The sequence below is a fragment of the Streptomyces sp. NPDC051041 genome (assembly GCF_044456065.1).
Lineage (GTDB): Bacteria > Actinomycetota > Actinomycetes > Streptomycetales > Streptomycetaceae > Streptomyces > Streptomyces glaucus.
In genome coordinates this window covers 64,543-84,345 of record NZ_JBITFM010000002.1, presented here as the reverse complement: position 1 = coordinate 84,345, position 19,803 = coordinate 64,543, and the positions used below count along the sequence as shown (strand labels likewise).

Below are 19,803 nucleotides of genomic sequence, written 5' to 3'. Positions count from 1 at the left end.
TCCCGTCCGGCTCCGGACGGCCGGCCCACGGGCTCCGCCCCGAGCCGGCCGTCCGGTCCTCCTACGCCCAGTCGTCCGGTTCCGGGTCGGCCTCGGGCCAGTCGTCCGGTTCGGATGCGGCGCCGCCCTCCGGTACGTCCGCCGGGACCGCGGGGCCGGACGCCGGGTCCGCCGCTTCGGACGGGCCGTCCAGCGACGCCAGTACCGCGAGCACGCCCTCCCCGTACGTCGCCAGCTTCTTCTCGCCGACGCCGTTGACCGTGCCGAGCTGTGCCACCGACGTCGGCCAGGCCGTGACGATCTCCCGCAGCGTGGCGTCGTGGAAGATGACGTAGGCCGGGACGCCCTGTTCCCGGGCCTGCTCGGCCCGCCACGCGCGCAGCGCCTCGAAGGCGGGCAGCAGTTCCTCGGGCAGCTCGGCCGCGGCGGCCCGGGGCTTGCCGCGGCCGGACCCCGCCGAGCCGGACCCGCCCGAGGACGCGGCCCGCGCGGCCGCCGGCCGCTTCGGCTCCTTGCGCAGCGGCACCTCCCGCTCCCGCCGCAGCACCGCGCCGCTGGCCTCGGTCAGCACCAGCGTGCCGTACTCGCCCTCGACCGCGATCAGGCCCTGCGCCAGCAACTGGCGCACCACGCCCCGCCATTCGCCCTCGGTCAGCTCCTGGCCGATGCCGAAGACGGACAGCTGGTCGTGGTCGAACTGGATGACCTTGCCGGTCCGCCTGCCCAGCAGGATGTCGATGATCTGCCCGGCGCCGAACTTCTGTCCCCGCTCCCGCTGCAGCCGCACCACCGTCGACAGCACCTTCTGCGCAGCGACGGTGCCGTCCCAGGTCTCGGGCGGGGTGAGGCAGGTGTCGCAGTTGCCGCAGCCCGCCGGGTCGGCTTCCTGCCCGAAGTAGGCGAGCAGCTGGCCGCGACGGCACTGCACGGTCTCGCACAGGGCGAGCATCGCGTCCAGGTGCTGGGCGGCCCGCCGCCGGAACGCCTCGTCGCCCTCACCGGACTGGATCAGCTTGCGCTGCTGTACGACGTCGTTGAGCCCGTACGCCATCCATGCCGTCGACGGCAGTCCGTCGCGTCCGGCGCGGCCCGTCTCCTGGTAGTAGCCCTCGACGGACTTGGGCAGGTCCAGGTGGGCGACGAAGCGGACGTCCGGCTTGTCGATGCCCATGCCGAAGGCGATGGTCGCCACGACCACCAGCCCGTCCTCCCGCAGGAACCGGGCCTGGTGCGCCGCGCGCGTGCCCGCGTCCAGGCCGGCGTGGTACGGCACCGCCTCGATGCCGTTGCGGGTGAGGAACTCGGCCGTCTTCTCGACGGAGTTGCGCGACAGGCAGTACACGATGCCCGCGTCCCCGGCGTGCTCCTCGCGCAGGAAGGCGAGCAGCTGCTTCCTGGGGTCCGACTTCGGCACGATCCGGTACTGGATGTTGGGCCGGTCGAAGCTCGCCACGAAGTGGCGGGCGTCCGGCATGTTCAGCCGCTCGGTGATCTCGCGGTGCGTCGCGTGCGTCGCCGTCGCCGTGAGCGCGATCCGCGGCACGTCCGGCCAGCGCTCGCCGAGCAGCGACAGCGCCAGGTAGTCCGGCCGGAAGTCGTGGCCCCACTGGGACACGCAGTGCGCCTCGTCGATCGCGAAGACCGAGATCTTGCCCCGGGAGAGCAGGTCGAGGGTGCCCTCCAGCCGCAGCCGCTCCGGTGCGAGGTACAGCAGGTCCAGCTCCCCGGCCAGGAACTCGGCCTCGACCACGCGCCGCTCGTCGAAGTCCTGCGTGGAGTTCATGAACCCGGCGCGCACCCCGAGCGCCCGCAGCGCGTCCACCTGGTCCTGCATCAGCGCGATCAGCGGGGAGACCACCACGCCCGTGCCCGGTCTGACCAGGGCCGGGATCTGGTAGCACAGCGACTTGCCGCCGCCGGTCGGCATGAGGACGACGGCGTCGCCGCCCGCCACCACATGCTCGACGACCGCTTCCTGCTCACCGCGGAAGGCCTCGTACCCGAAGACCCGGTGGAGCGTGGCCAGCGCCTCGTTCTCCGTCACTGCCATCTCGGCGATACCGCCCGTCCCGCCCATCGTCGTGTCCCCCGTACGTCGTCCCTCGACCACTGCGTCCACGATAGGGGGCGGCGCCGACAGCCCCCGGGGTTGTCCACAGGCCGGCCCGTCGTCCCGCGTCAAGGACGCGATCGTCGTTCACACGTTCGCGGCAGACCTGTCCGTTTCCGGCGGATAGTCTGAATGCACCGGCGAGACTCCGTCCCATGGGAGCGCTGATGAGCGTCGCACCGAAGGCGTCCGCGCCCGCCTGGCCGATCTCGCCGGAGGGCGGCTGGACCGCCGACGACCCGGACCGGCTTCCGGATCTTCCTCCGCACACGGAACTGATCGACGGGAGCCTCGTCTTCGTGGGTCCGCAGACCCTCTTCCACTCGCGTGCCGTCGACTTCTTCAACTGGCAGCTCCAGTCGCCGGCCCCGGCGGAGTTCGAGGTCGTCCGCGAGTTCACCATCGACATCGACCGCCAGAACCGGCCCGAACCGGACGTGATCGTGGTGCACGGGGACGTGGTGGAGGACCCGGAGCGGACCCGGTACCCGGCCGAGGCCGTCCTGCTGGCCGTCGAGGTCGTCTCGGCGGACTCCGTCTCCCGCGACCGGGAGACCAAGCCGCTGAAGTACGCCCGGGCCGGCATCCCCCACTACTGGCGCGTGGAGAGCGAGAAGGGGCTCGCCGCCGTGCACGCCTTCGAGCTGGAGCCCACCACCGGCGCCTACACCGGCGTCGGCATCTTCCGTGAGCGGATGAAGGTCAGCGCCCCGTTCCCGCTGGATCTGGACCTCACCGGCATCAAGCCGCGCCGCGGCGGCGCGTAGGCCCGGCCGCGGCGGACACGGGGCGGCCCGGCACCCTCTCGAGGAGTGCCGGGCCGCCCCGTACGGGCAAGCGCGGCGTCAGCGCACGAACACCCCCGCCTGGCCGGCCAGATCCAGGAAGTACTGCGGAGCCACACCGAGCACCAGCGTGACCGCCACGCCGACCCCGATCGCCGTCATGGTCAGCGGCGACGGCACGGCCACCGTCGGGCCCTCCGGCCGCGGCTCGCTGAAGAACATCAGGACGACGACGCGGATGTAGAAGAACGCCGCGATCGCCGACGAGACCACGCCGACCACGACCAGCGGGGCCGCGCCGCCCTCCGCCGCCGCCTTGAACACGGCGAACTTGCCCGCGAAGCCGGAGGTCAGCGGAATGCCCGCGAAGGCCAGCAGGAACACCGCGAACACGGCCGCCACCAGCGGCGACCTGCGTCCCAGCCCGGCCCACTCGGACAGGTGGGTGGCCTCGCCGCCCGCGTCCCGCACCAGCGTGACCACCGCGAACGCGCCGATCGTCACGAACGAGTACGCGGCCAGGTAGAACAGCACCGACGACACGCCGTCCGGCGTGGTCGCGATGACACCCGCGAGGATGAAACCGGCGTGCGCGATCGACGAGTACGCCAGCAGCCGCTTGATGTCGGTCTGCGTGATCGCGACGATCGCGCCGCCCAGCATGGTGACGATCGCGACGCCCCACATCACCGGCCGCCAGTCCCAGCGCAGGCCGGGCAGCACGACGTACAGGATCCTGAGCAGCGCGCCGAAGGCCGCCACCTTGGTCGCCGCCGCCATGAACCCGGTCACCGGCGTCGGCGCGCCCTGGTACACGTCCGGCGTCCACATGTGGAACGGCACCGCGCCCACCTTGAACAGCAGGCCCATCACGAGCAGCGCCGCACCGACGAGCAGCAGCGCGTCGTTGCCCATGGTGGCGGCGAGCGCGGGGGTGACGTCGGTGACCGTGCCGTCCACGACCGACGCGATGGTCGCGTACGACATCGAGCCCGCGTAGCCGTACAGCAGCGCGATCCCGAACAGCGTGAACGCGGAGGCGAACGCGCCGAGCAGGAAGTACTTGACCGCCGCCTCCTGCGACATCAGCCGCTTGCGGCGGGCGAGCGCGCACAGCAGGTACAGCGGGAGGGAGAAGACCTCCAGCGCCACGAAGAGCGTCAGCAGGTCGTTGGCCGCCGGGAAGACCAGCATGCCGGCGATCGCGAAGAGCAGCAGCGGGAACACCTCGGTGGTGGTGAACCCGGCCTTGACCGCGGCCTTCTCGCTCTCGCTGCCCGGCACGGACGCGGCCTGCGCGGCGAAGGAGTCGACGCGGTTGCCGTGCACCACCGGGTCGAGCCGCCGCTCGGCGAAGGTGAACAGGCCGACCAGGCCCGCCAGCAGGACGGTGCCCTGCAGGAAGAGCGCCGGCCCGTCGACGGCGATCGCGCCCATGGCGGCGATGCGCGCCCTGGTCGTGCCGTACCCGTCCGCCGCGAGCGCGACGACCGCGGCGAAGGCGGCGGCGAGCGCGACGACGGACACGAACATCTGGACGTGGTAGCGGGACCTGCGCGGCACGAACGCCTCGACCAGCACCCCGACGATCGCCGCGCCGACGACGATCAGCGTGGGCGCCATCTGCCCGTACTCGAACGTCGGCGCGTCGATCTTCGAAACCGGTTCGGCCGCGGTTGCCGCCGTTGTCCACAGGCTGTGGACGGCTGATGCGCTCACTTGGCCGCCTCCACCTCGGGCCGGGGGTCCTTCTTCTGTACGTCCGACATGGTCTGCTCGACCGCCGGATTGACGACGTCCGTCACGGGCTTCGGATAGACGCCCAGGAAGATCAGCAGTGCGACCAGCGGGGCGACCACCACGAGCTCCCGCACCCGCAGGTCCGGCATCGCGGCGACCTCCGGTTTCACCGGTCCGGTCATCGTCCGCTGGTAGAGGACGAGGGTGTACAGCGCGGCGAGCACGATGCCGAAGGTGGCGATGACGCCGATCACCGGGTAGCGCGTGAACGTGCCGACCAGGACGAGGAACTCGCTGACGAAGGGCGCGAGGCCCGGCAGCGACAGGGTCGCCAGGCCGCCGATCAGGAAGGTGCCGGCCAGCACCGGGGCGACCTTCTGCACCCCGCCGTAGTCGGCGATGAGCCGCGAACCGCGCCGGGAGATCAGGAAGCCGGCCACCAGCATCAGCGCGGCGGTCGAGATGCCGTGGTTGACCATGTAGAGCGTCGCCCCGGACTGGCCCTGGCTGGTCATCGCGAAGATGCCCATGATGATGAAGCCGAAGTGCGAGATCGACGCGTAGGCCACCAGCCGCTTGATGTCGCGCTGGCCGACCGCGAGCAGCGCCCCGTAGATGATGCTGACGAGCGCCAGGACCAGGACGACGGGCGTCGCCCACGTGCTGGCCTCCGGGAACAGCTGGAGGCAGAAGCGGAGCATCGCGAAGGTGCCCACCTTGTCGACGACCGCCGTGATCAGCACGGCGACCGGGGCGGTGGCCTCCCCCATGGCGTTGGGCAGCCAGGTGTGCAGCGGCCACAGCGGCGCCTTCACCGCGAAGGCGAGGAAGAAGCCGAGGAACAGCCAGCGTTCGGTGCTGGTCGCCATGTCGAGCGAGCCGTCGGCCCGGGCCGCGGCGATCTCCGTCAGCGAGAAGTTCCCGGCGACCACGTACAGGCCGATCACCGCGGCCAGCATGATCAGGCCGCCGGCCAGGTTGTAGAGGAGGAACTTCACCGCCGCGTACGACCGCTGCGTGGCGGCCGCCTGCTCGCCGTGCTCGTGGGCGCGGTCCCCGAAGCCGCCGATGAGGAAGTACATCGGGATCAGCATGGCCTCGAAGAAGATGTAGAAGAGGAAGACGTCGGTGGCCTCGAAGGAGAGGATCACCATCGCCTCGACGGCTAGGATCAGGGCGAAGAAGCCCTGCGTGGGCCGCCACCGCCTGCTGCCCGTCTCCAGCGGGTCGGCGTCGTGCCAGCCCGCCAGGATGATGAACGGGATCAGCAGGGCGGTCAGCGCGATCAGCGCGACCGCGATGCCGTCCACGCCCAGTTCGTACCGCACCCCGAAGTCCTCGATCCAGGCGTGGGACTCGGTGAGCTGGTAGCGGTCGCCGTCCGGGTCGAAGCGGACCAGGACGACGATCGCCAGGACGAGCGTGGCGAGCGAGAACAGCAGCGCCAGCCACTTGGCCGCCGTGCGCTTCGCGGCCGGTACGGCGGCCGTGGCGATCGCCCCGACGGCCGGGAGCGCCGCCGTCGCTGTCAGCAGAGGAAAGGACATCGGTATCAGACCGCCCTCATCAGCAGGGTCGCGGCGACCAGGACCGCCGCGCCGCCGAACATGGAGACCGCGTAACTGCGCGCGAAGCCGTTCTGCAACCTGCGCATCCGCCCGGACAGGCCGCCGACCGAGGCCGCCGTGCCGTTGACGACGCCGTCGACCAGGGTGTGGTCGACGTACACCAGGGAGCGCGTGAGGTGCTCGCCGCCGCGGACCAGCACGATGTGGTTGAAGTCGTCCTGGAGCAGGTCGCGGCGGGCGGCCCGGGTGAGCAGCGAGCCGCGCGGGGCGACGGCCGGGACCGGGCGGCGGCCGTACTGCGCGTAGGCCATCGCCACGCCGAGGACCATCACGGCCACCGTGGCCAGCGTGACCGTCAGGGCGCTGACCGGCGCGTGGCCGTGGTCGTGGCCGGTGACGGGCTCCAGCCAGTGCAGGAAGCGGTCGCCGAGGCTGAAGAACGCGCCGCCCGCCACCGATCCGACGGCCAGCACGATCATCGGCACCGTCATGATCTTCGGCGACTCGTGCGGGTGCGGCGGGGCGTACGCGCCGCGGGTCTCGGCGGCGGGCTCCACGTCGGGCCGGTCCGGGGACGGCGTCGGGGCGTGCCGCCAGCGCTCCTCGCCGAAGAACGTCATCAGCATCACGCGCGTCATGTAGTACGCCGTGACGGCCGCGCCCAGCAGGGCGCACGCGCCGAGGATCCAGCCCTCGGCGCCGCCCTTGGCGAACGCCGCCTCGATGATCTTGTCCTTGGAGAAGAAGCCGGACAGGCCGGGGAAGCCGATGATCGCCAGGTAGCCGAGGCCGAAGGTGACGAACGTGACCGGCATGTGCTTGCGCAGGCCGCCGTAGCGGCGCATGTCGACCTCGTCGTTCATGCCGTGCATGACCGAGCCCGCGCCGAGGAACAGCCCGGCCTTGAAGAAGCCGTGCGTCACCAGGTGCATGATCGCGAAGACGTAGCCGATCGGGCCCAGGCCCGCGGCCAGCACCATGTAGCCGATCTGCGACATGGTCGAGCCGGCCAGCGCCTTCTTGATGTCGTCCTTGGCGCACCCGACGATCGCACCGAACAGCAGCGTGACCGCGCCGACGACGGTGACGACCAGCTGCGCGTCGGGGGCGCCGTTGAAGACCGCGGCGGAGCGGACGATCAGGTACACGCCCGCCGTCACCATGGTCGCGGCGTGGATGAGGGCCGAGACCGGGGTCGGGCCCTCCATCGCGTCCCCGAGCCAGGACTGCAGCGGCACCTGGGCGGACTTGCCGCAGGCCGCGAGCAGCAGCATCAGGGCGATCGCGGTGAGCTTGCCCTCGCCGGCCGCGCCGGCGAGTCCGGCCTCCTCGTGGGTGCCGAGCACCGGCCCGAAGGCGAAGGTGCCGAACCACAGGAACATCAGCATGATCGCGATCGACAGGCCCATGTCGCCGACGCGGTTGACCAGGAAGGCCTTCTTGGCGGCCGTCGCGGCGCTGGGCTTGTGCTGCCAGAAGCCGATCAGCAGGTAGGAGGCGAGGCCGACGCCCTCCCAGCCGACGTACAGCAGCAGGTAGTTGTCGGCGAGGACGAGGATCAGCATCGCCGCGAGGAACAGGTTCAGGTAGCCGAAGAAGCGGCGGCGGCGCTCGTCGTGCTCCATGTACCCGACCGAGTACAGGTGGATCAGCGAGCCGACGCCCGTGATCAGCAGCACGAACGTCATCGACAGCTGGTCGAGCCGGAAGGCGACGTCGGCCTGGAACCCCTCGACCGGGATCCAGCTGAACAGGTGCTGCGTCAGGGTGCGGTGGTCGGCGTCCCTGCCCAGCAGGTCGGTGAAGAGGACGAGGCCGAGCGCGAAGGACACGGCCGCCAGCAGCGTGCCGATCCAGTGGCCGGCGGCGTCCAGTCTGCGGCCGCCGCACAGCAGGACCGCCGCTCCGAGCAGGGGCGCCGCCACCAGCAGCGCCATCAGGTTCTCTGTGTTCATTCGGTCCAGCGCCCCTTACAGCTTCATCAGGCTGGCGTCGTCGACCGAGGCCGAGTGGCGGGTACGGAACAGGGACACGATGATCGCGAGCCCGACGACGACCTCCGCGGCGGCGACGACCATCGTGAAGAACGCGATGATCTGGCCGTCGAGGTTGCCGTGCATCCGGGAGAAGGCGACGAACGCGAGGTTGCAGGCGTTGAGCATCAGCTCGACGCACATGAACACGACGATCGCGTTGCGCCGGATCAGCACGCCGGTGGCGCCGATCGTGAACAGCAGGGCCGCGAGGTAGAGGTAGTTGACCGGGTTCACTTCGACGCCTCCTCGGGCCGCTTGAAGGTCGCCGGCTCGACGGCCCTGCGCTCCAGGCGTTCCTCCGCGCGCTGTTCCAGGGCCCGCAGGTCGTTGAGCGCCTCCTGGGACACGTCCCGGATCTGGCCGCGTTCGCGCAGCGTCTTGCTGACGGTGAGCTCGGACGGGGTGCCGTCGGGCAGCAGGCCCGCGATGTCCACGGCGTTGTGCCGGGCGTACACGCCGGGCGCCGGCAGCGGCGGGAGGTGGGTGCCTTCCCGGACGCGCTGCTCGGCCAGCTCCCGCTGGGTCCTGGCGCGTTCGGTGCGCTCGCGGTGGGTGAGCACCATGGCGCCGACCGCGGCCGTGATGAGCAGGGCGCCGGTGATCTCGAACGCGAAGACGTACCGGGTGAAGAGCAGGGCGGCGATGCCCTCCACGTTGCCGCCCGCGTTGGCCTGGCCGAGGCCGTCGAACTCCCTGAGGGAGGCGTTGCCGATGCCCCCGGTCAGCAGGATGCCGAAGCCGAGCCCGCACAGCAGGGCCAGCCAGCGCTGGCCCCTGATGGTCTCCTTCAGGGAGTCCGCCGCGGTGACGCCGACGAGCATCACCACGAACAGGAACAGCATCATGATCGCGCCGGTGTAGACGACGATCTGCACGACGCCCAGGAAGTAGGCGCCGTTGGCGAGGTAGAACACCGCCAGGACGATCATGGTTCCGGCGAGGCAGAGCGCGCTGTGCACGGCCTTCTTCATGAGGACGGTGCACAGGGCGCCGATCACGGCGACCGTGCCGAGGACCCAGAACTGGACGGCCTCTCCGGTGGAGGTGGTGTAGGCGGCGAGCTGGGCGGTCATCGGCCGATCACCTTCTTCGAGGCCGGCTCGGTCCCGCCGAAGGTCGAGTCGGCCTCCTGGACGACCTCGCCCTGGGAGCGGGCGTCCTGGCGGACCGTGCCGGGCGCGGCCTCGGTGACCAGGCCCCGGTAGTAGTCCTGCTCGTCCGTGCCCGGGTACATCGCGTGCGGCGGCTCGACCATGCCCTCCTCCAGGCCGGCGAGCAGCTGCTCCTTGGTGTAGATGAGGTCGGCGCGGCTGGAGTCGGCCAGCTCGAACTCGTTGGTCATCGTCAGCGCCCGGGTGGGGCACGCCTCGATGCACAGGCCGCACAGGATGCAGCGGGCGTAGTTGATCTGGTAGACGCGGCCGTACCGCTCGCCCGGGGAGTAGCGCTCCTCGTCGGTGTTGTCCGCGCCCTCGACGTAGATCGCGTCGGCGGGGCAGGCCCAGGCGCACAGCTCGCAGCCGACGCACTTCTCCAGACCGTCCGGATGGCGGTTGAGCTGGTGCCGTCCGTGGAAGCGCGGAGCGGTGGTCTTCTTCTGCTCCGGGTACTGCTCGGTGAGCCGCTTCTTGAACATGGCCTTGAAGGTCACGCCGAAGCCGGCCACGGGGTTCAGGAAACCGGGCTCGGTCTCCTTGGGCTCCTCAGCCATCGGACGCCTCCTTTCCCTCCGCGGATCCACCCAGGGGTCCGTCACGGTGCGTATCGGTCCCGCCACTGACGATCAGCTCCCGGTCCTGGCGCGGCCGGCGCCGGGGCACCGGCGGCAGTTCCTGTCCGGGCAGCGGCGGCACGGGGAATCCGCCCGCCATCGGGTCGAAGGCGGTGGGCGGCTGCTCCGCGGGCCGCTCGGCCCGCCCGGCCCGGTCGCGGAACATGTCGGCGACGAAGGAGAGCAGCAGCAGGGCCAGGACGGCGCCGGCGACGTAGAAGGCGATGTCGGCGAAGTCGTAGCCCTCGTTCCTGAGGGCCCGGATGCTCGCGACGAGCATCAGCCACACCAGGGAGACCGGGATGAGGACCTTCCAGCCGAGCTTCATCAGCTGGTCGTAGCGGACCCGCGGGAGCGTGCCGCGCAGCCAGACGAAGAAGAACAGCAGCAGCACGACCTTGCCGGTGAACCACAGCAGCGGCCACCAGCCGTGGTTCGCGCCCTCCCAGAACGTGCTGACCGGCCACGGGGCCCGCCAGCCGCCGAGGAAGAGGGTGGTCGCGACGGCCGAGACCGTCACCATGTTGATGTACTCGGCGAGCATGAACATCGCGAACTTGATCGACGAGTACTCGGTGTTGAAGCCGCCGACCAGGTCGCCCTCGGACTCCGGCATGTCGAAGGGGGCGCGGTTGGTCTCGCCCACCATCGTCACGATGTAGAGGAGGAAGGAGACCGGCAGCAGCAGGACGTACCAGCGGTCGGTCTGCTGCTCGACGATCGTCGACGTCGACATCGACCCGGAGTAGAGGAAGACGGAGGCGAACGCGGCGCCCATGGCGATCTCGTAGGAGATCATCTGCGCGCAGGAGCGCAGGCCGCCCAGCAGGGGGTACGTCGAGCCGGAGCTCCAGCCCGCCAGCACGATGCCGTAGATGCCGACCGAGGCGACCGCGAGGATGTACAGCATCGCGATCGGCAGGTCGGTGAGCTGCATCGTGGTGCGCTGGCCGAAGACCGAGATCTCGTTGCCGGCCGGGCCGAAGGGGATCACCGCGATCGCCATGAAGGCCGGGACGGCCGCCACGATCGGCGCGAGGACGTACACCACCTTGTCCGCGCGCCGGACGACGATGTCCTCCTTGAGCATCAGCTTCACGCCGTCGGCGAGCGACTGGAGCATGCCCCAGGGGCCGTGCCGGTTGGGGCCGACGCGCAGCTGCATCCAGGCGACGACCTTGCGCTCCATCACGATGGAGATCAGCACGGTCACCATCAGGAAGGCGAAGCAGAACACCGCCTTGACGACGACCAGCCACCAGGGGTCGCGGCCGAACATCGAGAGGTCTTCCGCGGCCAGGTACGGGCTCATGCCTCCACCTCCTCGGGGGCCTCGCCGGCCGGGGCCGCCGGGCCGATGCGGACGAGGGAGCCGGGCAGCGCCCCGGTGTCGGAGGCGACGCCCGAGCCGGCCGAGTTCAGCGGCAGCCAGACCACCCGGTCGGGCATCTCGGTGATCTCCAGCGGGAGTTCGGCGACCCCGGCGGGTCCGGTCACGGCGAGGACATCGCCGTCCTGCACGCCCGCCTCGGCGGCCGTGGCGGGCGACACGCGCGCGCGGGCGGCGTGCCGGGTGCCGGCGAGCGCCTCGTCGCCCTCCTGGAGGACGCCCTGGTCGAGCAGCAGCCGGTGTCCGGCGAGAACGGCCTCCCCGGCGGCCGGCCGCGGCAGCGTGCCCGCCGTCTCCCGGGGGGCCGCGGCCGGCGGCCCGCCCCAGGCGCCGAGCCGGTCGATCTCCGCGCGCGTGGTGCGCAGATCCGGCAGGCCCAGGTGCACGTCCATGGCGTCGGCGAGCATCTGCAGCACCCGCCCGTCGGTGGGCGCCACGCGGCGGGTCGCCTGGTCGGGCTTGAGCGCGGCCTCGAAGAACCGCACCCGTCCCTCCCAGTTGAGGAAGGTGCCGGCCTTCTCGGCGACCGCGGCGACCGGCAGCACCACGTCGGCGCGGCGGGTGACCTCGCTGGGCCGCAGCTCCAGCGACACCAGGAAGCCGACCTCGTCGAGCGCCGCACGCGCCCGTGCCGGGTCGGGCAGGTCGGCGATCTCCACGCCGGCCACCAGCAGCGCCTGGAGCTCCCCGCGCGCGGCGGCCTCGACGATCTGGCCGGTGTCGCGGCCGTAGCGGTGCGGCAGGTCCGCGACGCCCCAGACGGCGGCGACCTCCTCCCGCGCGCGCGGGTCGGTGGCCGGGCGTCCGCCCGGCAGCAGCGACGGCAGCGCGCCGGCCTCGACGGCGCCGCGCTCCCCGGCCCGGCGCGGGATCCACGCCAGCCGGGCGCCGGTCGCGGCGGCGGCCCGTACGGCGGCGGTCAGGCCGCCCGCCACCCCGGCCAGCCGCTCGCCGACGACGATCACCGCGCCCTCGGCGCGCAGCGCCTCGGCGGCCGCGGCGCCCTCGCCCGCCAGGCCGGTGCCGTTCACGAGTGCGTCCAGCCACTCGGTCTCGGTGCCCGGCGCGGCCGGCAGCAGCGTGCCGCCCGCCTTCCGCAGGCCCCGGGTGGCGTGCGTGGCCAGGGCGAACACCCTCTGCCCGTGCTTGCGCCAGGCCTTGCGCAGCCGCAGGAAGACGCCGGGCGCCTCCTCCTCGGCCTCGAACCCGACCAGCAGGACGGCCGGCGCCTTCTCCAGGGCGGTGTACGTGACGCCCGTGCCGTCGAGGTCACGGCCGCGTCCGGCGATCCGGGCGGCCAGGAAGTCGGCCTCCTCGCCGCTGTGCACGCGCGCGCGGAAGTCGATGTCGTTGGTGTCGAGCGCCACGCGCGCGAACTTGCTGTACGCGTACGCGTCCTCCACGGTGAGCCGGCCGCCGGTGAGGACGCCGGTCCGGCCGCGGCAGGCCAGCAGGCCCTGGGCGGCGATCTGCAGCGCCTCCGGCCAGGAGGCCGGCCGCAGCTCGCCCTCGGCGTCGCGGACGAGCGGTGTGTCGAGGCGGTCGCGCAGCTGCGCGTAGCGGAACGCGAACCGGCCCTTGTCGCAGATCCACTCCTCGTTGACCTCGGGGTCGTGCGCGGCGAGCCGCCGCATCACCTTGCCGCGCCGGTGGTCCGTGCGGGTGGCGCAGCCGCCGGAGCAGTGCTCGCACACCGACGGCGAGGAGACGAGGTCGAAGGGGCGGGAGCGGAAGCGGTACGCCGCCGAGGTCAGCGCGCCCACCGGGCAGATCTGGATGGTGTTGCCGGAGAAGTACGACTCGAAGGGGTCGCCCTCGCCGGTGCCGACCTGCTGGAGCGCGCCACGTTCCAGCAGTTCGATCATCGGGTCGCCCGCGACCTGGGTGGAGAACCGGGTGCAGCGGGCGCACAGCACGCACCGCTCGCGGTCCAGCAGGACCTGCGGGGAGATCGGCACGGGCTTGGCGTACGTCCGCTTCCTGCCCTCGAAGCGGGACTCGGCGTTGCCGTGCGACATCGCCTGGTTCTGCAGCGGGCACTCGCCGCCCTTGTCGCAGACCGGGCAGTCCAGCGGGTGGTTGATGAGCAGGAGCTCCATCACCCCCTTCTGGGCCTTCTCGGCGACGGGCGAGGTGAGGTGGGTCTTCACCACCATCCCGTCCGTGCAGGTGATGGTGCAGGAGGCCATGGGCTTGCGCTGGCCCTCGACCTCGACGATGCACTGGCGGCAGGCGCCGGCCGGGTCGAGGAGGGGGTGGTCGCAGAACCGGGGGATCTCGATGCCGAGCTGTTCGGCGGCCCGGATGACCAGGGTGCCCTTGGGCACGCTGATCTCGATGCCGTCGATCGTCAGCGTGACGAGGTCTTCCGGCGGGATGGCCGCCTGGCCGCCCCCGGAGGGAGCGCTCGTGGTCACCGTCATGCGTTCACCTCCGTTCGGTCGGCCCAGGCCGTCGACTTGGCCGGGTCGAAGGGGCAGCCGCGGCCCGTGATGTGCTGCTCGTACTCCTCGCGGAAGTACTTGAGCGAGGAGAAGATCGGCGAGGCGGCGCCGTCGCCGAGGGCGCAGAAGGACTTGCCGTTGATGTTGTCGGCGATGTCGGCGAGCTTGTCGAGGTCGGACGGCCGTCCCTTGCCGGCCTCGATGTCGCGCAGCAGCTGCACCAGCCAGTACGTGCCTTCGCGGCAGGGCGTGCACTTGCCGCAGGACTCGTGGGCGTAGAACTCGGTCCAGCGGGTGACGGCGCGGACGACGCAGGTCGTCTCGTCGAAGCACTGCAGGGCCTTGGTGCCGAGCATGGACCCGGCGGCGCCGACGCCCTCGTAGTCGAGGGGGACGTCGAGGTGCTCGTCGGTGAACATCGGCGTGGAGGAGCCGCCCGGCGTCCAGAACTTCAGCCGGTGGCCGGGCCGCATGCCGCCGCTCATGTCGAGCAGCTGGCGCAGCGTGATGCCGAGCGGGGCCTCGTACTGGCCGGGGTTGGCCACGTGGCCGCTGAGCGAGTAGAGCGTGAAGCCCGGCGACTTCTCGCTGCCCATCGACCTGAACCACTCCTTGCCGTTGCGCAGGATGGCGGGGACCGACGCGATCGACTCGACGTTGTTCACCACGGTCGGGCACGCGTACAGGCCCGCGACGGCGGGGAAGGGGGGACGCAGCCGCGGCTGGCCCCGGCGGCCCTCGAGCGAGTCCAGCAGCGCGGTCTCCTCGCCGCAGATGTACGCGCCCGCGCCCGCGTGCACGGTGATGTCGAGGTCGAGTCCGCTGCCGAGGATGTCCCTGCCGAGGTAGCCCGCCGCGTACGCCTCGCGCACGGCCGAGTGCAGCCGCCGCAGGACGGGGACGACTTCGCCCCGCAGGTAGATGAAGGCGTGCGACGACCTGATGGCGTGGCACGCGATGACGATGCCCTCGACGAGGCTGTGCGGGTTCGCGAACAGGAGCGGGATGTCCTTGCAGGTGCCGGGCTCCGACTCGTCGGCGTTGACGACGAGGTAGTGCGGCTTGCCGTCTCCCTGGGGGATGAACTGCCACTTCATCCCGGTCGGGAAGCCGGCGCCGCCGCGGCCCCGCAGGCCGGAGTCCTTGACGTACGCGATCACGTCGTCCGGCGGCATGGCCAGCGCCTTGCGGAGTCCCTCGTATCCTCCGTGCCTTCGGTACACGTCCAGCGTCCAGGACCCGTCCTCGTCCCAGAAGGCCGACAGCACGGGTGCGAGCAGCTTCTCCGGGCTGGTGTCCTTGATCTCGGTTGCCGAGGTCATCGCTTCCCCTCCTCGGCGGCAGGACCCGCCCCGTCGGATGGGCGGGGCGCCGCCCCTTCGTCCGGGGTGGTGGCGGGTGACGGGTGGGCCGGGTCGGAGGCCGAGGTGTCCTGGGGCGCGTCGTGCGAGCTGAGGTGCTCCGCCGGGGACGGCTGGTGCACCGCCCGGTCCTGCGGCTCGTCGTGCGGTCCGCCGTCCCGCGGGTGCACCACGCGCGCGGGTGCGCTCTCCCCCCGGGCCAGGCGGAGGCCCACGAGTGACGCGGGGCCCGCGCTGCCGCCGGCCTCCACGGCCCCTTCCCGCTCGTCGGGGAAGCCCGCCAGGATCCGGGCGGTCTCCTTGAAGGTGCACAGGGGCGCCCCGCGCGTCGGTGAGACCGGCCGGCCCGCGCGCAGGTCGTCGACGAGCCGCTTGGCGCTCGCCGGGGTCTGGTTGTCGAAGAACTCCCAGTTGACCATCACGACCGGCGCGTAGTCGCAGGCCGCGTTGCACTCGATGTGCTCCAGGGTGACCTTGCCGTCGTCGGTGGTCTCGCCGTTGCCGACGCCCAGGTGCTCCTGGAGGGTCTCGAAGATCGCGTCGCCGCCCAGCACCGCGCACAGCGTGTTGGTGCACACCCCCACCTGGTAGTCGCCGGAGGGCTTGCGCCGGTACATGGTGTAGAAGGTGGCGACCGCGGTGACCTCGGCCGTGGTCAGGCCGAGCGTCTCCGCGCAGAATCGCATTCCGGTGCGTGTGACGTGCCCCTCCTCCGACTGCACCAGGTGCAGCAGCGGCAGGAGGGCGGACCGGGAGTCCGGGTAGCGGGCGATGATCTCGCGCGCGTCCGCCTCCAGCCGGGCCCGGACGTCGTCCGGGTAGTCGGGCGCGGGCAGTTCCGGCATGCCCAGGCTGACGCCCCGTTCCGAGGAACTGGTGGTCACCGGTCGACGCCTCCCATCACGGGGTCGATGGACGCGACGGCGACGATGACGTCGGCGACCTGGCCGCCCTCGCACATCGCCGCCATGGCCTGCAGGTTGGTGAAGGACGGGTCGCGGAAGTGGACCCGGTAGGGGCGGGTGCCGCCGTCGGACACGGCGTGCACCCCGAGTTCGCCCTTGGGCGACTCGACCGCCGCGTACGCCTGTCCCGGCGGTACGCGGAAACCCTCGGTGACCAGCTTGAAGTGGTGGATCAGGGCCTCCATGGAGGTGCCCATGATCTTCTTGATGTGGTCGAGGGAGTTGCCCAGTCCGTCCGGTCCCAGGGCGAGCTGGGCGGGCCAGGCGATCTTCTTGTCGGCGACCATGACCGGGCCGGGCTGGAGCCGGTCCAGGCACTGCTCGACGATCCTGAGCGACTGGCGCATCTCCTCCAGGCGGATCAGGAAGCGGCCGTAGGCGTCGCAGGTGTCGGCGGTCGGGACGTCGAAGTCGTACGTCTCGTAGCCGCAGTACGGCTGGGCCTTGCGCAGGTCGTGCGGCAGGCCGGTGGAGCGCAGGATCGGGCCGGTGACGCCGAGGGCCATGCAGCCGGCCAGGTCGAGGTAGCCGATGTCCTGCATGCGGGCCTTGAAGATGGGGTTCCCGGTGGCGAGCTTGTCGTACTCCGGGAGGTTCTTCCTCATCTTCTTCACGAACTCGCGGATCCGGTCCACCGCCCCGGGCGGCAGGTCCTGGGCGAGTCCGCCGGGGCGGATGTACGCGTGGTTCATCCGCAGGCCCGTGATGAGCTCGTAGATGTCCAGGATCAGCTCGCGGTCCCGGAAGCCGTAGATCATGATCGTGGTGGCGCCGAGCTCCATGCCGCCGGTGGCGATGCACACCAGGTGGGAGGAGAGCCGGTTCAGCTCCATCAGCAGCACGCGGATGACCGTGGCCCGGTCCGGGACCTGGTCCTCGATGCCGAGGAGCTTCTCGACCGCGAGGCAGTACGCCGTCTCGTTGAAGAACGGCGTCAGGTAGTCCATGCGCGTCACGAACGTGGTGCCCTGGGTCCACGTCCGGTACTCGAGGTTCTTCTCGATGCCGGTGTGCAGGTAGCCGATGCCGCAGCGGGCCTCGGTGACGGTCTCGCCCTCGATCTCCAGGATCAGGCGGAGCACCCCGTGCGTGGAGGGGTGCTGCGGGCCCATGTTGACGACGATGCGCTCGTCGTCGGCGCGGGCCGCGGACTCGACGACCTCGTCCCAGTCGCCGCCGGTGACCGTGTAGACGGTGCCCTCGGTGGTCTCGCGGGCGGAGGCCGAGGAGGGAGTGTGCGTGCTCATGAGTACGACCTCCGCTGGTCCGGAGCCGGGATCTGGGCGCCCTTGTACTCGACGGGGATGCCGCCGAGGGGGTAGTCCTTGCGCTGCGGATGGCCCTGCCAGTCGTCCGGCATCATGATCCGCGTCAGGGCCGGGTGGCCGTCGAAGACGATGCCGAAGAAGTCGTACGTCTCGCGCTCGTGCCAGTCGTTGGTCGGGTAGACCGGGACCAGCGACGGGATGTGCGGGTCGCCGTCGGGGCAGCTCACCTCCAGGCGGATCAGCCGGTTGTGGGTGATCGACCGCAGGTGGTAGACGGCGTGCAGCTCGCGTCCCTTGTCGTTCGGGTAGTGGACGCCGCTGACGCCGGTGCACAGTTCGAAGCGCAGGGCCGGGTCGTCGCGCAGGGTCCTGGCGACGCGGACCAGGTGCTCGCGTTCGACGTGGAAGGTGAGCTCGCCGCGGTCGACGACCGTCTTCTCCAGGGCGTTCGCGGGCAGCAGGCCCTGCTCCTCCAGGGCGCCCTCCAGTTCGTCGGCGACCTCGTCGAACCAGCCGCCGTAGGGCCTGCTCGCCGGTCCCGGGAGCCGGACCGAGCGCACCAGTCCGCCGTAGCCGGAGGTGTCGCCGCCGTTGTTCGCGCCGAACATGCCGCGCTGGACGCGGATCTCCTCGCCGCCCTGGCCCCGCCGGCCCGGGAGGTTCTCGGCGGACAGCGCCTTCTCGGGGTTCACACCGTCCGTGTCCTTGTGGGCGTCGCTCACCGCAGCAGCCCCTTCATCTCGATCGTCGGCAGGGCCTTGAGCGCCGCCTCCTCCGCCTCGCGGGCCGCCTCCTCGGCGTTCACGCCGAGCTTGGAGTTCTGGATCTTGTGGTGGAGCTTGAGGATGGCGTCCATCAGCATCTCCGGCCGTGGCGGGCAGCCGGGGAGGTAGATGTCGACCGGGACGATGTGGTCGACGCCCTGGACGATGGCGTAGTTGTTGAACATGCCGCCGGAGGAGGCGCAGACCCCCATGGAGATCACCCACTTGGGGTTCGGCATCTGGTCGTAGACCTGGCGCAGCACCGGCGCCATCTTCTGGCTCACCCGGCCCGCGACGATCATCAGGTCCGCCTGGCGCGGCGAGCCGCGGAAGACCTCCATGCCGAACCGCGCCAGGTCGTAGCGGCCCGCGCCGGTGGTCATCATCTCGATGGCGCAGCAGGCGAGGCCGAACGTGGCGGGGAAGACGGACGCCTTGCGCACCCAGCCCGCGGCCTGCTCGACGGTGGTCAGCAGGAAACCGCTCGGCAGCTTTTCTTCGAGTCCCATGACTAAAAAGCCCCTCAGTCCCATTCCAGGCCGCCGCGCCGCCACACGTACGCGTAGGCGACGAAGACGGTGAGCACGAAGAGCAGCATCTCCACGAGCCCGAAAAGCCCTAGGGCGTCGAAGCTGACGGCCCAGGGGTAGAGGAAGACGATCTCGATGTCGAAGACGATGAAGAGCATCGCCGTCAGGTAGTACTTGATGGGGAAACGCCCGCCGCCGGCCGGCGTGGGGGTCGGCTCGATACCGCACTCGTAGGCTTCGAGCTTGGCGCGGTTGTACCGCTTCGGACCGATCAGCGTGGCCATCACCACGGAGAAGATCGCAAAGCCTGCCCCGAGGGCTCCCAGTACGAGGATGGGCGCATACGCGTTCACCGCTCCTCGCTCCTCTCAGTCGGCACTGACTGCATGGAGTCCCCCCTGGTCGAGCGAAGCCGAGACCTTGGGGGAGGTCGCACCGGGCCCGCAACCGCCTCGGCAGTCCCACGAGCCCCGCTCGTCCCGGCGAAGATCGCGAACATGTGAAGCAGGTCACAAGCCCAACTGCCTCGCATCTTATGCCTGCCGCTCTGTGATCTGCGACACGGGGTATCGCACAAGCTTTGTGATCTCCACCACCTGACGAAGGATCATGAAGCCGGATGAGCGGTGATCTTCACACGATAAGCGTCCGAGTGATCACCAGAGGTGACATTTTCCCTCGTCTTCGCTGGCCAGGAGGGGTGTGAGGGGGCGTCTCCATATCAAGATGCTTCCCTTGCATGCAAATTGGCAGCGGACTGGATCTTCTGATAATGGGACGGATTCACACGCCGGAAGGAGGGACGCGGCGCGGCGTGGACGCGTGCACGCGTTCACGAGCGGACCCGGCCCGGAACCGGCCCCCGACGCGGCCGCGGCGGCAACAGTTCCGTGACCTCTGTCACATGCACGGACGGCGCCCGAGAAGGAGGCTTGGCCAACCGCCTCAACCAGTGGTAAGCGGGGAGCAATTCGGACGAAATGATCAAAGTCCGAGATCACAAGTGGGTCGCACCGCGTCCGCAATGTCCGTTACGGCGTCAGCGCGGAGGGCCGTACGCGGGGTTCGGGG

The 19,803-nt window shown here is 70.9% G+C and carries 16 protein-coding genes; 1 reads left to right on the top strand and 15 read right to left on the bottom strand.

Annotated elements, in window-relative coordinates; all coding sequences use genetic code 11:
- Window positions 1-61 precede the first annotated feature (61 nt).
- Window positions 62-2,077, bottom strand: a complete 2,016-nt coding sequence (recQ, locus tag ACIBAI_RS03615; RefSeq protein ID WP_399031353.1) for a DNA helicase RecQ — start codon at window positions 2,075-2,077, stop codon at window positions 62-64.
- Window positions 2,078-2,277: 200 nt separating this feature from the next.
- On the opposite strand from recQ, the gene ACIBAI_RS03610 reads away from it, so the two are divergent.
- Window positions 2,278-2,877, top strand: coding sequence for a Uma2 family endonuclease (locus ACIBAI_RS03610; protein WP_399030793.1), 600 nt, complete (start codon window positions 2,278-2,280; stop codon window positions 2,875-2,877).
- A 78-nt stretch (window positions 2,878-2,955) separates the two neighbouring features.
- Here the strand turns inward: ACIBAI_RS03610 and nuoN are convergent, their stop codons facing one another.
- The 14 genes from nuoN to ACIBAI_RS03540 are packed head-to-tail and all read right to left on the bottom strand — an operon-like array spanning window position 2,956 to window position 19,085.
- A complete protein-coding gene (nuoN, locus tag ACIBAI_RS03605) occupies window positions 2,956-4,614 on the bottom strand; it encodes an NADH-quinone oxidoreductase subunit NuoN (RefSeq protein ID WP_344599617.1) in 1,659 nt (552 codons plus the stop codon).
- A complete protein-coding gene (locus tag ACIBAI_RS03600; RefSeq protein WP_399030792.1) occupies window positions 4,611-6,182 on the bottom strand; it encodes an NADH-quinone oxidoreductase subunit M in 1,572 nt (523 codons plus the stop codon). The genes nuoN and ACIBAI_RS03600 overlap by 4 nt, the downstream gene beginning before the upstream one ends.
- A gap of 5 nt (window positions 6,183-6,187) precedes the next feature.
- Window positions 6,188-8,158, bottom strand: coding sequence for an NADH-quinone oxidoreductase subunit L (nuoL, locus tag ACIBAI_RS03595; protein WP_399030791.1), 1,971 nt, complete (start codon window positions 8,156-8,158; stop codon window positions 6,188-6,190).
- 15 nt (window positions 8,159-8,173) lie between these two features.
- Complete coding sequence (nuoK, locus tag ACIBAI_RS03590) at window positions 8,174-8,473, bottom strand: NADH-quinone oxidoreductase subunit NuoK (RefSeq protein ID WP_030778338.1); 300 nt, start codon at window positions 8,471-8,473, stop codon at window positions 8,174-8,176.
- A complete protein-coding gene (locus ACIBAI_RS03585; protein ID WP_399030790.1) occupies window positions 8,470-9,312 on the bottom strand; it encodes an NADH-quinone oxidoreductase subunit J in 843 nt (280 codons plus the stop codon). Before ACIBAI_RS03585 ends, nuoK begins: the two co-directional genes overlap by 4 nt.
- The gene (gene nuoI / locus ACIBAI_RS03580) at window positions 9,309-9,950 is read right to left on the bottom strand and encodes an NADH-quinone oxidoreductase subunit NuoI (RefSeq protein ID WP_344599621.1); all 642 of its coding nucleotides are present in this window, start codon (window positions 9,948-9,950) and stop codon (window positions 9,309-9,311) included. Before nuoI ends, ACIBAI_RS03585 begins: the two co-directional genes overlap by 4 nt.
- The gene (nuoH, locus tag ACIBAI_RS03575; protein WP_399030789.1) at window positions 9,943-11,322 is read right to left on the bottom strand and encodes an NADH-quinone oxidoreductase subunit NuoH; all 1,380 of its coding nucleotides are present in this window, start codon (window positions 11,320-11,322) and stop codon (window positions 9,943-9,945) included. The genes nuoI and nuoH overlap by 8 nt, the downstream gene beginning before the upstream one ends.
- On the bottom strand, window positions 11,319-13,823 hold the full coding sequence (locus ACIBAI_RS03570; RefSeq protein ID WP_399030788.1) for an NADH-quinone oxidoreductase subunit G: 2,505 nt from the start codon (window positions 13,821-13,823) through the stop codon (window positions 11,319-11,321). Before ACIBAI_RS03570 ends, nuoH begins: the two co-directional genes overlap by 4 nt.
- Window positions 13,820-15,166, bottom strand: a complete 1,347-nt coding sequence (gene nuoF / locus ACIBAI_RS03565) for an NADH-quinone oxidoreductase subunit NuoF (protein ID WP_399030787.1) — start codon at window positions 15,164-15,166, stop codon at window positions 13,820-13,822. Before nuoF ends, ACIBAI_RS03570 begins: the two co-directional genes overlap by 4 nt.
- Window positions 15,163-16,089, bottom strand: coding sequence for an NADH-quinone oxidoreductase subunit NuoE (nuoE, locus tag ACIBAI_RS03560; protein WP_399030786.1), 927 nt, complete (start codon window positions 16,087-16,089; stop codon window positions 15,163-15,165). The genes nuoF and nuoE overlap by 4 nt, the downstream gene beginning before the upstream one ends.
- Window positions 16,086-17,417 carry an NADH-quinone oxidoreductase subunit D gene (locus tag ACIBAI_RS03555; RefSeq protein ID WP_399030785.1) on the bottom strand — a complete coding sequence of 444 codons (1,332 nt, stop codon included), beginning with the start codon at window positions 17,415-17,417 and terminating at the stop codon, window positions 16,086-16,088. The genes nuoE and ACIBAI_RS03555 overlap by 4 nt, the downstream gene beginning before the upstream one ends.
- Window positions 17,414-18,160, bottom strand: coding sequence for an NADH-quinone oxidoreductase subunit C (locus ACIBAI_RS03550; RefSeq protein ID WP_399030784.1), 747 nt, complete (start codon window positions 18,158-18,160; stop codon window positions 17,414-17,416). The genes ACIBAI_RS03555 and ACIBAI_RS03550 overlap by 4 nt, the downstream gene beginning before the upstream one ends.
- Window positions 18,157-18,711, bottom strand: a complete 555-nt coding sequence (locus ACIBAI_RS03545; protein WP_055635348.1) for an NADH-quinone oxidoreductase subunit B family protein — start codon at window positions 18,709-18,711, stop codon at window positions 18,157-18,159. Before ACIBAI_RS03545 ends, ACIBAI_RS03550 begins: the two co-directional genes overlap by 4 nt.
- A 14-nt stretch (window positions 18,712-18,725) precedes the next feature.
- Window positions 18,726-19,085 (bottom strand): NADH-quinone oxidoreductase subunit A, encoded by a 360-nt coding sequence (locus ACIBAI_RS03540; RefSeq protein ID WP_003956195.1) that lies wholly within the window; start codon window positions 19,083-19,085, stop codon window positions 18,726-18,728.
- Window positions 19,086-19,803 lie beyond the last annotated feature (718 nt).